Origin of the sequence: Streptomyces cadmiisoli, from assembly GCF_003261055.1 — a bacterium.
In the GTDB taxonomy this organism is placed as follows: domain Bacteria; phylum Actinomycetota; class Actinomycetes; order Streptomycetales; family Streptomycetaceae; genus Streptomyces; species Streptomyces cadmiisoli.
In genome coordinates this window covers 259,350-272,442 of record NZ_CP030074.1, presented here as the reverse complement: position 1 = coordinate 272,442, position 13,093 = coordinate 259,350, and the positions used below count along the sequence as shown (strand labels likewise).

Sequence of the window (13,093 nt, the reverse complement as noted above, 5' to 3'; positions counted from 1 at the left end):
ACGCGCACCGGTCCGGAAACCGTCAGGGTTCGGAAGCGAATGGCGATTCCGATCGGAGGATCCTCACCGGCCCCTACCGTGCCGTTCCACCGGCTGCACAGCGGAATTCAGTAGACTGCGAAGAACTGCTGAGCCCGCCGAGCCTCAGCATCGAGGGGTGCGCATGGACGAGTCTCGAGGCCATCGGTTCATCGGGCGCACCGAGGAACTGCGCACCCTGCGGAACGCGGCCCGAATGGCGGCCCGTGGAATTCCCCGGGTGGTCACGGTCTCCGGTGCGACGGGGATGGGCAAGACGGCGCTCGTCGACCATTTCGCGGAAATGGCCGCCAAGGAATTCACGGTCCTCAGGGCATGGGACGTCCCGCCGAAAGCCGATCTGCCCTTCTACACGGTCACCGGACTCCTCGCCGACGGAGCCGGGCATCTGTCGGCTCACGAGCACGAACCGGTCGGCCCGCAGTCGTCGGTGCTCGACATAGGCGGCGCGGTCATCGACCTGCTCGACACGTCGCAGGAAACCTCCCCGGTGCTCTTCTGGCTGGACGACGCCCACCGGATCGACCTCGAATCCCTCCAGTCGATCGGGTTCGCCCTGCTCCGCCAGGACGCGGAGCGGATCCTGACGGTCATCTGCACCCAGCACGCGGCCCGCACCGAGCAGAGCATGGGGCTGCCGGACCTGGTGCCGGAATCGGACCGCATCCAGCTCACCGGTTTCACGCCGTCCGAGACGCGGGAGTTCGTCGAGGACCGCACCGCGCGCCCGCACTCCGAGGCGAGGCTGCGCAGTCTCGCCGTGTGGAGCCACGGCAACCCCCTCTTCCTGGAGGCCGCGATCGGGGCGTACGGCGGGAAACTGCCCGACGATCCGGCCGCCATCCGCGTGCCCTCGTCCCTCAGCGACGCCGTCGGCGCGTGGTCCCGCGCCTTCCCTCCGAGAAGCCTGGCCATCCTGAACATGCTCGCGGTCCTCGACACCCCGGCCGCGGTCCCGCTCCTGAGCCTGCTGCTCGACTCGGACTCGGTCGGCGCCGACGCGGAGATCCTGGTGGAGCAGCACGCGGCGACGTGGGTGCCGGACCAGGTGCCCACGCTGCACCTGGTGCACGTCGGCCAGCGGGACGCGCTGTACGCGGCGATCCCCCGGCCGGAGCGCAACCGGATGCACCTGCGCGCCGCCGCACTGCTGGAGCCGCCAGCGGCATGGCGCCATCGGGTCGCGGCGACCGAGACGTACGACGCCTCCCTGGCGGACGATCTGCGCGGAGCCGCGGCACATGAGGCGCGAGCCGGTCATGCCGCGCTGGCCGCCGACCATCTGGTGGCGTCGTCCCAGGTCGACCCGGACAGCCGGCGCCGGCAGGGCGCGCTGCTCCTGGCGGTGCGGCTCCAGGTCACGGGGGGCCAGCCGCGTACCGCGCAGCGCCACGAGGACGCGGTGCTCAGGACCTCGCCGGGGCCGCAGCGGGACGAGGCGCTGGGCCTGTTGAGTCTGGCCAAGGGCAGGGACGCGCTGGCCTCCACCTACCTGAGCCTCGCCCGCGACACCTACACCGCGCGCGGCGACCTGGCCCAGGCGGCCTACGCCGCGGCCGAGTTGGGGGTGGCGAAGGGTTCCCTCGGGCTGGGGCAGGAGGCGCTGAGCACCTCCGAGTTCGCTCTGCGGCACGCGGCGGACGACGTGGTGCGGGGCCTGGCCGAGGCGAACCGGGCGTACGCGCACGCGCTCCTGGGCGGGCCGGGCCGCGGCCTGAGCCATCTCGACCATCTGCCGGAACTTCCCGCGCGCGTTCCGGCCACTCACACCGACACCCTCATCTACCGCGGGCTGTTCCGCGCGCTCTCGGGTGATCTGACCGGCGCCGTGTCCGATCTCTCGGCGGCGGCCCGGCGGCGCGAACTGGGAGTGTCGCGGATCAGCAGTGTCACGGCGCTGACCCACAGCCTCTGGTGTCTTCTCGCGCTCGGCGAGTGGGACGAGGCCCGGCGCAACCTCTCCGTCGCACTGGACATCGCGCACACCACGGGCCGCCCGGCGGACTTCTTCAATCTGCACTGCTTCATCGCCACGCTGCACGCTTTCAGCGGCCGGTCCGAGGCGGCCCGGGACGCGTTGCGGGAAGCGCTGTCGCTGGAGGCCTCGGCGGACTTCTCGGGGCCGAGTTTCCATCTGGCGGCCACTCGCGCGACGGTGGCGTTCGCGGCGGGGGACTTCGAGGAGACGATCGCCGCTCTCGCCCCGGCCGTGGACGAGCTGGCCAACACGGGTCGTTCGCGCCTGTACAGCGTGCGGCACATGCCCCTGCTCGGGGTGGCGTCGGCGCGCACCGGTGATCTCGACCGGGCGCGGTCCGTCCTGAACGAACTGGAGGCGGCGGAACCGCGCGGCGCGCTCGTTCCGGTGGTGGTCCACTGGGTCAGGGGAGCCATCGCGGCCGCCGACGACCCGGCCGCGGGCGCCGCCGCGTACGAGGAAGGGCTCGCCGTGCCGCCGCGCGGCGGTGACCCCGTGGCGTACAAGGCGCTCATGCGGCAGGACCTCGGCGCGCTGCTGATGGAGGCCGGTGAGACGGAACGGGCCCGTGAGCATCTGCGCACCGCCGAGAAGGTGTTCGCGCGCCTCGGGGCCGAGCCGTACCGGCAGCAGTGCGGCACCCTGCTGGAGGACGCCGGCACCGCGGCGCCGGTGGCCGGAGCGGACTTCTGGGAGACCTTGACGGACCGGGAGCGCGACGTCGCGGGCCTGGTCGCGCTCGGCTGGACGAACCGTGAGATCGCCGCGCGGCTCTACCTCAGCGTCAAGACGGTCGAGTACCACCTGGGCAACATCTACGCGAGGAACGACATCAGCGGCCGCCGGGAACTGCGCGACCTGATGCAGTCCCGCCAGATGTGAAGCACGGCGCGCGACTCACCCTTGGCGGCCCCGCAGCGCCGCGCCCGGCCTCGAACCAATCAAAACGGTGATCACTTCGAAGGCCGTTCGACGGCATCCGGAGGCGTCCCGGGTGGTGCCCGCGCACGGCGGGCCGATCCGATGCGGGCAGTGAGCAGCCGGGATGCCCTCTAGGGCAGCCCGGCCCCGCACCGCGTCCCCTTCTCCAGGCGCGCACCGGCCGCCGGCTCCGGCTTGATCCGGCCAGGGCCCCGCGAAAGTCTCTTCCGGGAAAGCGAGTTGGAAGCGAGAGGGATGTCCGGCGAGATCGACGGATTCAGGTACGGAGCGGTCACCCCGGTGGCCGCATATCTCATGGCGTGGCTGGGATCGTCCCTCGGCCTGCGGTGCATGGTGCGGACACTGCACCACAGACGCGGCTGGAAACCGGGCTGGCTCGCCCTCGGCGGGGCGTCCATCGGGTGCGGCATATGGACCATGCACTTCATGGCCATGATGGGCTTCACGATCGAGGACACCCACCTCACCTACGACACGGGCCTGACGGTGCTCAGCCTGGTCATCGCGGTCGTCGTGGTGGGCATGGGCGTGTTCGTCGTCGGGTACGCCGGAGCCACCTCGCCTGCCCTGTGGGTGGCGGGGCCGGTGACCGGCCTCGGCGTGGCGGGCATGCACTACGTCGGTATGGCCGCGATGCGCACCAGCGGCAGTTTCCGGTTCGACACCAGCATGGTGGTGCTGTCGCTGGCCATCGCCGTCGGGGCCGCCACCACCGCGCTGCGGGCGTCGGTCAGGACACGCCGCTTCCGGGCGTCTCTCGGTGCCGGTCTCGTGCTGGCCGTCGCCGTGTCCGGTATGCACTACACCTCGATGGCCGCACTGAGCTACCACCCCGACAGCCACGCGCCCGACTCGCACGGGCACTCCCCGCTGTCCACGCTGCTGCCCATGCTGACGGGCCCCGTGTTCTTCATGCTGCTCACGGCCTGCATCGTCATGTTCGACCCCTTGGTCGTGGGGGGCGAGGACGAACAGGAGCTCGGCCCCGCCCCCGTTCGCCCCACCGGGGCCGTCCACCGGCGGCCCGGCCCCGGCGTGCCGCCGCCCCCCGCGGACCTCACGACGCAGCCGGACCACGCCGCGCGAGGCGCCGGCACGCACACCTTCGAAAGACCGGGACACCGTGGTCGCCGGTGACGTGTCGCACAGCGAATGAGGAGATGTCACATGCCTCGGTACGTGCCTCGGAACGGAGAGCGGGAGCGAACCGGCTGGTGGGACGGCACGGCCCCACCGCCCGAGCCCGCCGCGACCGTGTCAGGATTCTGCGACCTCACCCTGGCCCGGACGGCCGCGGGCAGCGGCCCCGAGGCCGATGCCGCCGGACGTGAACTGACCGGTCGTCACCTCGACGCCGCTCTCGCCTACGCCGCCCGGTGCACGGCCACACCCCAGGGTGCGGCCCTGCTCGCCTCCACCGCGAACAGGACCGCCGTACGGGACTTCCTGGGCAACGGCTCCGAAACGGCATGGCGTCCGCATGTACTCGCCGCGGTGCTGCGCACCGCCGCCGAGTGGTCCCGCGACAACCGGCAGGAACGTCTCAGCGCCGAACTGCTGGAGTGGCTGACGGGCCCGGACGCCACCCTCGGTCAGGAGGACGAGCAGTCCCTCCTGCTGATGGCCTTCCACCAACTGCCGGTCCGCCTCCGGGTCGGCCTGTGGCACACCGCCGTCGAGCAGGACGGCCCCGAAACCGTCGCCCGGCATCTGGGGGCCGAACCGATCGTGGTCCAGGGCTGGACACCCGCCGTGGAGGAGAAGTTCCGGAACACCTTCATCGCGGTGCTCGACGAGTACGCGGCCCCGGCCTGCCGGCCCTTCACCCGCATCCTCGTCACCGCGTCCGAGGCCAACCACCGCCGCGCCGCCGTCACCTCCGTCAGCAGCGGGCTCGACGAGCACCTGGCCGAGTGCTTCGACTGCTCCGACGCGCTGCGCGACCTGTCCCAGCTGCGCGAGCGGAACTTCGGCCCGCTGCTCGCCGAAACGCTGATCCCCTGGGGCGGCTTCCGCTACTTCTCCGACCGGAGCGCCCAGGCGTCCCGGGCCCGCACGCTTCGTCAGCCGGCACCTGGGCCGGTACCCGAACCGGGCCACGGCACGCGACCGAGCCGAGGTGTCCTGCTTACGGGCCGGCTGCGGACGGTGCGGAACAACCCGGTCGCGCTCGGTGCGCTGTCCGCCGGTGCCGCGCTGATCGTCCTCGGCGCCTGGCTGGCCGTCCCGGGTACCGAGGAAACGGGTGAGCAGGTGGCCGCCCGGCCCCAGTTCAGCGATCGCCGCTACTCCGGGACGGACGGTCCTGCCGCGTCCACCCCGGGGCCGTCCCCCGAGACCAAGAGGGACAAGACACCGATCCGCAAGGACCCTCCGCGCGAGAAGCCGCCGGGCCCGAAGCCCAGCCCGCGCCCGAGCCAGTCCCCTCCCCCCGTCCGCACACTGGCCGTCCCGGGCGCCGACCTTCGCTGGGACTTCGACGACGGCCGGGGCCGCGTGGGAGGCACTCCCGGCGGCCGCTTCGTCGGGGACGCGCGGTCGAGCGGGCAGCGCGAGGGCTCGATGGAGTTCGGCGGGACCGGCTACGTCCAGTCCGACGGACCCGTGATCGACACGGCGCGGAACTTCACGGTCTCCGCCTGGGTGCGCCTGACCTCGAAGTCCACCTTCCAGACGGTCGCCGGGCAGGACGGGACGAACGTCAGCGGATTCTTCCTGCAGTACAGCGCCGACGACGACCGCTGGCGCCTGGCCATGGGGCACGCCGACTCCGTCGACGAGGACGAATGCGACGCGCTGTCCCTCGCCCCGCCCGCGGTGGGCCGGTGGCAGCTGCTGACGGCGGTGTTCGACGCGGACGACGACGAACTCCTGCTCTATGTGGACGGCTCCCTCCAGGAGATGGACGAGCACTCGCCCGCGTGGTCGGCCGGCGGCCCCTTCAGCGTGGGCCGCGGCAAGTGGGAGGGCGCGCCGTCCGACCGGTTCCGGGGCGGCATCGACGACGTGCGTGTCTACGACCGGGCGCTGGCCGCGTGGGAGGTCGCGGCGCTGGCGAAGGCCCGGCCGAACGCCTGAAGACGAACGCCTGAAGACGAACGCCGTACGGACGTACACCGTACGGACAAGGGACTGCGCTCACCGCAGAGGCGGACAGGGCAGCCCGACCTCCACGGACGTGCCTCGCCCGGCCGGCGCGAACGTGAGCGTGCCGTGTGCCGCCTCGATCCGGAAGCGCTGGGAGGCCGGCCCGATGTGGCCCTGGGCGAGCCGCTCCCGCCGCACCGCCCCTGACGGGTCGTCAGTGGACGGTGCGGCGGAACCCGTGCCGGGACGTCACACCGCGGTGCGCTTGAACTGCTGATTGGCGCCGCTGCCGCAGGTGTACTGGATGAGCTGGGCGCCGTCTGCGACGGAGGCGCCGGTCACGTCGAGACACTTGCCGCTGTTGCGGTTCACCAGGCGGAAGTGGCCGTTGCCCTGGTCCTGGAACAGCCAGTCCTGGTGGTCGCCGCCGGCGCCGTAGTTGCAGGGGTACTGCTTCACGGCCGCGCCGTCGGCGGTGGAGGAGCCGCCCACTTCCAGACACTTGCCGCTGTGCTGGGCGAGGACGCTGACGTATCCGCCGCCCGCGTCGATCGTGCGCCACTGCTGGTTGAGTCCGCCGTTGCAGGTGTACTGGAGGGCGGCGACGCTGTTGTTCGCGGAGTTGTCGCTGATGTCCACGCACTTGCCGCTGTGGCGGGCGGCGAGGGTGTAGTGCGGTCCGCCGCCGACGCCCTTGACGGTGCCGGCCTCGGTGTCGATGGACACCTGCGGGTACCACGGCAGGACCATGGTGGTGGCGGTGGGGAAGGACAGCGGCAGCCACACGTACTGGGAGTCGTTGACCGTGCCGTTGATGAGGCCGGAGTTGCCCCAGCGGTCGCCCATGTAGAGGTACGACGTACCGGAGGTGCCCTGGACCGGCAGCACGAACGCGGTCTGGGAACCGTAGGCGGTGGGGCCGCCGACGGAGGACATGCTGGTCCACGGCCCGTTGATGTTCCGGGCGGTGGCGTACTGCTGCTGGTTGGGCTCCCAGCCGCTGTTGCCCGACGTCAGCATGAAGTAGACGCCGTTGCGCTTGAACAGCGCGGGTGCCTCGCGGAAGCGGCCGTCCCAGGGGTTGACCGGTGTGACGTCCGCCGCGTAACCGGTGTAGTCCGCGTTCAGCCGGTAGATGATCAGGTCGGCGTTGCCGTCGCCGGAGGAGATCTGGTACGCGGTGCCGTCGTCGTCCTTGAACAGCGTCTGGTCCCGCGACGTGGTGCCGCTCGGCGGGCGGAAGCTGCCCTGCCAGTCGTAGTCACCGTCGACCGTGTCGGAGACGGCGACGGCGGCGCGCGCCTCCTTGTAGTCCCCGCCCTTCGCCTCCTTGTGCATCCACATGACGAACTTGCCGGTGCTGCTGTTGTAGATGACCTTCGGCCGTTCGATGCCGGCCAGGGCCAGCTCGGGATCGCTGGCCTGGGTCAGTACGTCACGCCGGAATTCCCAGGTCTTCAGATCGGTCGAGCGGTACACGGAGACGGCCTTGAAGTCGTTGTTCGCGTGGCGGTTCTCACCGAACCAGTAATACGCGGAGCCGACCTTGATGACTCCGCCGCCATGGGCTTGGACCGGATTGCCGTCGGTGTCGGGGAACTGGGTCGCGTTGGTCACCGTGACCGGCGCCGCATGGGCGGACGGTCCCACGGTCAGCAGGGGGATCAAGGCCGTACCGGCGACCAGCATCCGGATGATGGCGCGTCTGAGCATCTGCGGCTCCTTCGATCGGTGCCGGAGCGGGTGTCGTCCCGGACCCGCACTCCGTGCACGATGTCGCCAGAGTTTGATTTTTGTTAGTTCATGTTGAACCTTGCGCAGAAAGTAGGGGCGCACGGGGACGCCGTCAACGCCCCCAGAAGGAAGGGCCTCCGGAGCCCGTCAACTGCTCAGGAACCGTGAGCAGTCAGCGGCATGATCGCCAGTTCTTACCCTCAGCCGCGTCCTGAACGGCACCCCGGTGGGTCACGCGTCCGCCGCGCAGCGGAAGCCGCAGTTGCCGCTGCTGGAATCCGGGGTGTTGGAGGTGCGGGCGGCGGCCCGGTAGCGGTTGCAGTAGGAGTCGTGGCACAGGTAGGAGCCGCCGCGCATCACACGGCTGTCCCCTTCCTCCGGGCCGCGCGGATCGATTCCGGGCGCGGAGGTGTGGGACGCGGTGAAGCGGTCGAAAACCCACTCCCACACATTGCCGACCATGTTGAACAGGCCGTACGCGTTGGGCCGGTACGTCTCGACGGGAGCGGTGCCGATGTGACCGTCGTCGGCCGTGTTGACGACGGGGAAGTCGCCCTGCCAGATGTTGCAGCGCCAGCGGCCGCGCGGGGTCAGTTCGTCGCCCCAGGGGTAGCGGGCCTGATCGAGACCGCCGCGTGCCGCGTACTCCCACTCGGCCTCGGTCGGCAGCCGCTTGCCCGCCCAGGCGGCGTACGCCTGGGCGTCGTCCCAGGTCACGTGGACGACCGGGTGCCGGTTCCGGTCGCCGATGCCGGAGCCCGGCCCCTCGGGGGTGCGCCACGCGGCGCCCTCCACACCCCGCCACCACGGGGTACCGGCCGCCGCTCTGGTCGCGCGCACCGTCTCGGGCGTGAGGAACCCCGCGAAGACGTACGACCAGCCGAAACGCTCGGCGGCCGTGACATGGCCGGTGTCCTTCACGAACGCGGCGAACTGCGCGTTCGTGACGGCGCAGGCGTCGATGCGGAACGGCGAAACGGTGACCTCGCGCACCGGCCCCTCCCCGTCGCCGGGGTTGGCGTACGCGTCCTCGTTGCCCATGCGGAACGTGCCGCCGGGCAGGGTCACCATGCCCCGGTGCGAGGCCCGCACCGGGCGCGGCACGGCGGGCGTCACCTGCCGCGGACGGTCCGGTCCGGCGGGGGCGCAGCACGGGGATACGGTGCGGCCGCCCCTGTCGGCGGTCGCGCCTGTGTCATGCGCAGTCAATGGACTCCTCCTGCTCCACCGTTCGTGCCGATCCTCGCCGACGACCTCCAACATGGCGAGCTCGCGCCCTGAGGTCAGCAAAGGATCGCCCCCACGACTTGACGCCGCGGCCGCGGAGGTTCCGCGCTTCCCGCGGGCGTACTCGGCGGCCGCGGTGTGCACCCGAAGTCATGGGCGGGGCGGACACCAGAGTCGCCGTCTGACGTGCGGGGTGGGCGGGGCTGTCGGCGCCCCGCCCACCACCGGTGCCCTACACGCCGGCAGTGACGGGTACGTCCGCGTCAGCAGGTGGCGCGGACGTACCCGTCGCTGCCGGACTCGGCGACCTCGACGTCCCGACGGACCACGCTCACCCGGTCCGCGTAGTCGCACGCGTTGCCCATCCCGGCGTCCGTGTACTCGATGAAGACGGCGTTGTCCCCGAAGGCGGAGACGTACTTGCCGCACTCGGTCCAGCGAGGGTCGCCGCACTCCTCGGCGATGGCGAAGTCGAGCCCGTTGGCCTTGCGGTTCCAGGCGAGTTCGACGGTGTTCTTCTGGCCGACAGCGAGTCCCTTGCTGTGTGCGTGCCGCGACAGCAGCCGTATGTAGAGCTGCGCGTGCCGGGCGGTGATCCTGCCGTCGGCCACGTCACGGGTGTAGGTGTCGTAGTTGTCCAGCTCGACCGCGTCGAAGCCCTTCGCGGCACACTCGTCGATCTGCGCGTTGATCTTCTTGGCGATCCGGTCGCGCTTCGCGGGCGAGGAGATGTCGAGGATCACCTCGTCCCAGTCGGGGTCGACGACCGGAGTCCCGTCGCCGTCGCGCAGCAGCAGGTTCCGGTCCCAGTCCTGCGGCCCGCCGACGTCGCCCTCCTGCTGGGTCTGGAAGGCGTTGACGTAGCAGATGTTGTAGAGGCCCTCGGCCGGCGACTCCTTGACGTCGCGGGTGACGACCTTCACGCCACGGGCTGGCGGGTAGGCGCCGCCTATCTGGTAGTCGAAGCCCGCGTTCACCGGGGGAAGGGTGACGGCGGGGGCGGCCTCGGACCGGAAGGAGCCGAGGAGTGTGGCGGCGGTACCGAGGGCGGCGGCGACGGCGAGGCCGGCCGTGATGACCCCGGTCCTGGAACGGCGATGGGAGCGCATGGGCATGACCTTCGGGAGGTTGAGCCGTGTGGGGACGGCGCGTTGGGGGGATCAGCGTCCCGGGAAGATCCGGGCGAACGCTGCCGCCACCCTAGGAGCGGCCGTTCGGCGGCCACAAAGCACATGGATCCTGAAATGTCACTCCACGCGATCTCGTGATCACCGACTGGTACGGCGGCCGGGGGCACCGCCCGTGGAACAACGGCTCGAAGGGCGCCGCGACGAAACCGCCCGCCACGTCCCACGCCTCTGCCATCACAGCGATGAACTGGGGCAACGGCACCGACGCACGCGGGGCACGGCACGACCGGTCTCGGCACGGCCTCACCGTCATCCGCCCGACGCGGCCTCCGACGACGCCGCCCGGCCCCTCCCGACACCGCACAACCGAAGTGATCGTTGTGCCGTGAACTCAGGGCACCCCGAACGAGCGTCGCAGACGTCCGTGCGAGGCTGTCCGTCGTGACGACGCGACAGAACACGAGCCCGTACACGGGCGACGAAAGGCTGCTGTACGGCTGCATGGGCCTCGGCGGCGGCTGGGACACGACCCCGTACGGCGCCACGGAGATCAAGGAGGCGGAAGCCGCCGTCGAAGCGGCGCTCGACAGCGGCATCACCGTGTTCGACCACGCCGACATCTACCGGCACGGCAAGTCCGAGGCGGTGTTCGGGGAGATCCTGGACCGCGCGCCGGGCCTGCGGGAGCGCATCGTCCTGCAGACCAAGTGCGGTATCCGGCTGGCCGACGGCGACCTGCCGGGCATGTACGACCTGCGGAGCGAGACCATCGTGCGCCAGGTGGAGGGGAGCCTCGGCCGGCTGCGTACGGACTTCATCGACGTCCTGCTGCTGCACCGGCCGGACCCGCTGGCCGATCCCGAGGACACGGCCCGCGCGCTGACCGCACTGCACCGGCAGAAACTGGTGCGGGCCTTCGGGGTGTCCAACATGAGCGCCGCCCAGATCGCGCTGCTCCAGGCCCATCTGGACTTCCCCCTGGTCGCCGACCAACTGGAGATGAGCCTCCATCACCGGGACTGGCTGGAGGCCGGTGTCCTGGTGAACACCCCGGAAGCGGCGAACGTCGGCTTCCCCCTGGGCACCTTGGAGCACTGCCGGGCCAACGGGATCCGGATCCAGGCCTGGAGCGCCCTGGCGCGGGGCCGTTTCACCGGCCTGGAGGAGACGCCCGCCGAGCGTGCGACGGCCCGGCTCGTCTCCTCGCTCGCCGAAGCGAAGGGCACCACCCCGGAAACGATTCTGCTCTGGTGGCTCCAGCGGCACCCGGCACGCATCGCGCCCGTGATAGGAAGCGCCCGCCCGGAACGCATCCGCGCCTGCGGCGACGCCGCGCGACGGGAGCCGGAACTCACCCACGAGGAGTGGTACGGCCTCTGGATCACCGCCCGCGGCGCCGCGTTGCCGTAGGGCACGGGACACGAACATACACGTGCTCTTCCTCCCCGTTGTACTGCTTCCGTGCGACCTCGAAGTTGGTACACATATCGCGCATGATCGCGTCGCAGCGGGTGAGCATGGTGTCGGCGAAGACGCTGTGCCGGTACTTCGTGACGACAACCAAATGGACGTACGTCGGGACTTGGATTCCAACGTGGTGCCGTGAACCAATGGTTAGAGTGGGTGCGTGACGTCGGAAGTCGACCTGGTCAGGTGGCAGTTCGGGCATCGTGCCCGGCTGGTACTGACGCCTGTGCAGGTCCGACTCGTGTTCGGTCAGGCCCACGCCGCCCGCACGTTGTGGAACTTGATGCATGACTGGTGGACGATGCTGCGGAAGGACCAGCGCACGCTTGCCGCGGCTGACGTGGCGATCCGCCAGGCCCGCAAGGAGATCGACTGGCTCGCCGTTCTTCCCGCGCAGGCCGCCCAGGGGGTACTGAAGACCTACTTCCAGGCCTGGAAAAATTGCTGGGAAGGCCGCGCTGACGGTCCGAACTTCAAGGCCCGCTTCCGTACGGTCATGTCCGTGGACATCCCACAGGGCCGCGACCTCCAGATCAAGCGGGTGCACCGCCGTTGGGGGATGGTCAACATTCCCAAGGTAGGCCGCGTCCGCTTCCGCTGGACCAAGGACCTCCCGGTCGGGAAAAAGGCGAACGCAGAGAACCGGATCACCGGCGCCCGGCTGATCAAGGACGTGCTCGGCTGGCATATCGCCTTCCGTGTACAGGTCGTGGAATCCAAGCCCGAGCCTCACACGGGGCCGGAGGTCGGCATCGACTGCGGAGTGAACATCCCACTCGCCCTGTCCGACGAGAACCACCAGAACCACGGTCGTCCGGCCCGGCTTCCCGACGGAACCTCCGACCGAGACAAGTGGCTGAATCCCGATGAAAAGGCCAGGCTGCTTCGCCTGGAGCGCAGGGCCGCGCACCGCAATAGCTTCCGCAAGAGTGGCCAGCAGACCTCAAACCGGCTCAAGCGGACCTACGACCAGATCGCAAGCCTTCGCGCGAGAGCCAAGCGCAGGGCCACCGACTGGCAGCACCAGACCACCACCGAGCTCGCCCGTAGGTACGGCACGATTGTGGTCGAGCAACTGGACATCACCAACATGGTCAAGAGCGCCAAGGGCACCATCGAAGAACCAGGGAAGAACGTCGCGCAGAAATCCGGCCTGAACCGCTCCATCAGCCAAGAGGCATGGGGCCGCACCGTGACGATGCTGGCGTACAAGACGGCCCGCCACGGCGGCACCCTGTACAAGGTCCCCGCTCCCGGCACCTCTCAGCGCTGCTCCGCATGCGGCTTCACCACCCCAGGCAGCCGGGAGGACCAGGCCACATTTGTGTGCAAGAACCCCGACTGCGGCTGGGCGGCGAACGCCGACTCGAACGCAGCCCGAAACATCCTGCATCTGTACCGGATCGGCCTCGTGGCAATCCCGGCTGCCGGGAGGGCAGTCGTCAGGCGCGCTCTTCGCGTCAAGCCCGCCACCGCAAGGTAGGAGGGA

General features: G+C 70.4%; 9 protein-coding genes. 5 read left to right on the top strand and 4 right to left on the bottom strand.

Annotated features, from left to right (window positions below):
- The first annotated feature begins 163 nt into the window (after positions 1–163).
- The 3 genes from DN051_RS42045 (at position 164) to DN051_RS42035 (ending at position 6,037) form a co-directional block, all read left to right on the top strand.
- Positions 164–2,899 (top strand): LuxR family transcriptional regulator, encoded by a 2,736-nt coding sequence (locus DN051_RS42045; RefSeq protein WP_112443045.1) that lies wholly within the window; start codon positions 164–166, stop codon positions 2,897–2,899.
- Between the two features lie 294 nt (positions 2,900–3,193).
- Positions 3,194–4,096 (top strand): MHYT domain-containing protein, encoded by a 903-nt coding sequence (locus DN051_RS42040; protein WP_112443044.1) that lies wholly within the window; start codon positions 3,194–3,196, stop codon positions 4,094–4,096.
- 30 nt (positions 4,097–4,126) lie between these two features.
- Positions 4,127–6,037, top strand: coding sequence for a LamG domain-containing protein (locus DN051_RS42035; protein ID WP_053763456.1), 1,911 nt, complete (start codon positions 4,127–4,129; stop codon positions 6,035–6,037).
- Positions 6,038–6,295: 258 nt separating this feature from the next.
- Here DN051_RS42035 and DN051_RS42030 read toward each other — a convergent pair whose 3' ends face one another.
- The 3 genes from DN051_RS42030 to DN051_RS42020 all read right to left on the bottom strand — a co-directional run bounded on the left by DN051_RS42030 (position 6,296) and on the right by DN051_RS42020 (position 10,116).
- A complete protein-coding gene (locus tag DN051_RS42030) occupies positions 6,296–7,759 on the bottom strand; it encodes an RICIN domain-containing protein (RefSeq protein ID WP_112443043.1) in 1,464 nt (487 codons plus the stop codon).
- 252 nt (positions 7,760–8,011) lie between these two features.
- Positions 8,012–8,884: a formylglycine-generating enzyme family protein gene (locus DN051_RS42025; RefSeq protein ID WP_425471816.1), complete on the bottom strand. Its 873-nt coding sequence runs from the start codon at positions 8,882–8,884 to the stop codon at positions 8,012–8,014.
- Between the two features lie 386 nt (positions 8,885–9,270).
- Positions 9,271–10,116 (bottom strand): endo alpha-1,4 polygalactosaminidase, encoded by an 846-nt coding sequence (locus DN051_RS42020; RefSeq protein ID WP_053763454.1) that lies wholly within the window; start codon positions 10,114–10,116, stop codon positions 9,271–9,273.
- 462 nt (positions 10,117–10,578) lie between these two features.
- Here DN051_RS42020 and DN051_RS42010 point away from each other — a divergent pair, with 462 nt between their 5' ends.
- The gene (locus DN051_RS42010; RefSeq protein ID WP_281289084.1) at positions 10,579–11,547 is read left to right on the top strand and encodes an aldo/keto reductase; all 969 of its coding nucleotides are present in this window, start codon (positions 10,579–10,581) and stop codon (positions 11,545–11,547) included.
- Here DN051_RS42010 and DN051_RS48025 read toward each other — a convergent pair.
- Positions 11,519–11,806, bottom strand: coding sequence for a transposase (locus DN051_RS48025; RefSeq protein ID WP_112443380.1), 288 nt, complete (start codon positions 11,804–11,806; stop codon positions 11,519–11,521). The genes DN051_RS42010 and DN051_RS48025 overlap by 29 nt on opposite strands.
- Between DN051_RS48025 and DN051_RS42000 the strand changes: the two genes are divergently transcribed.
- Positions 11,765–13,087 carry an RNA-guided endonuclease InsQ/TnpB family protein gene (locus DN051_RS42000; protein ID WP_112443041.1) on the top strand — a complete coding sequence of 441 codons (1,323 nt, stop codon included), beginning with the start codon at positions 11,765–11,767 and terminating at the stop codon, positions 13,085–13,087. The two genes, DN051_RS48025 and DN051_RS42000, sit on opposite strands and share 42 nt — an antisense overlap.
- Positions 13,088–13,093: the final 6 nt, after the last annotated feature.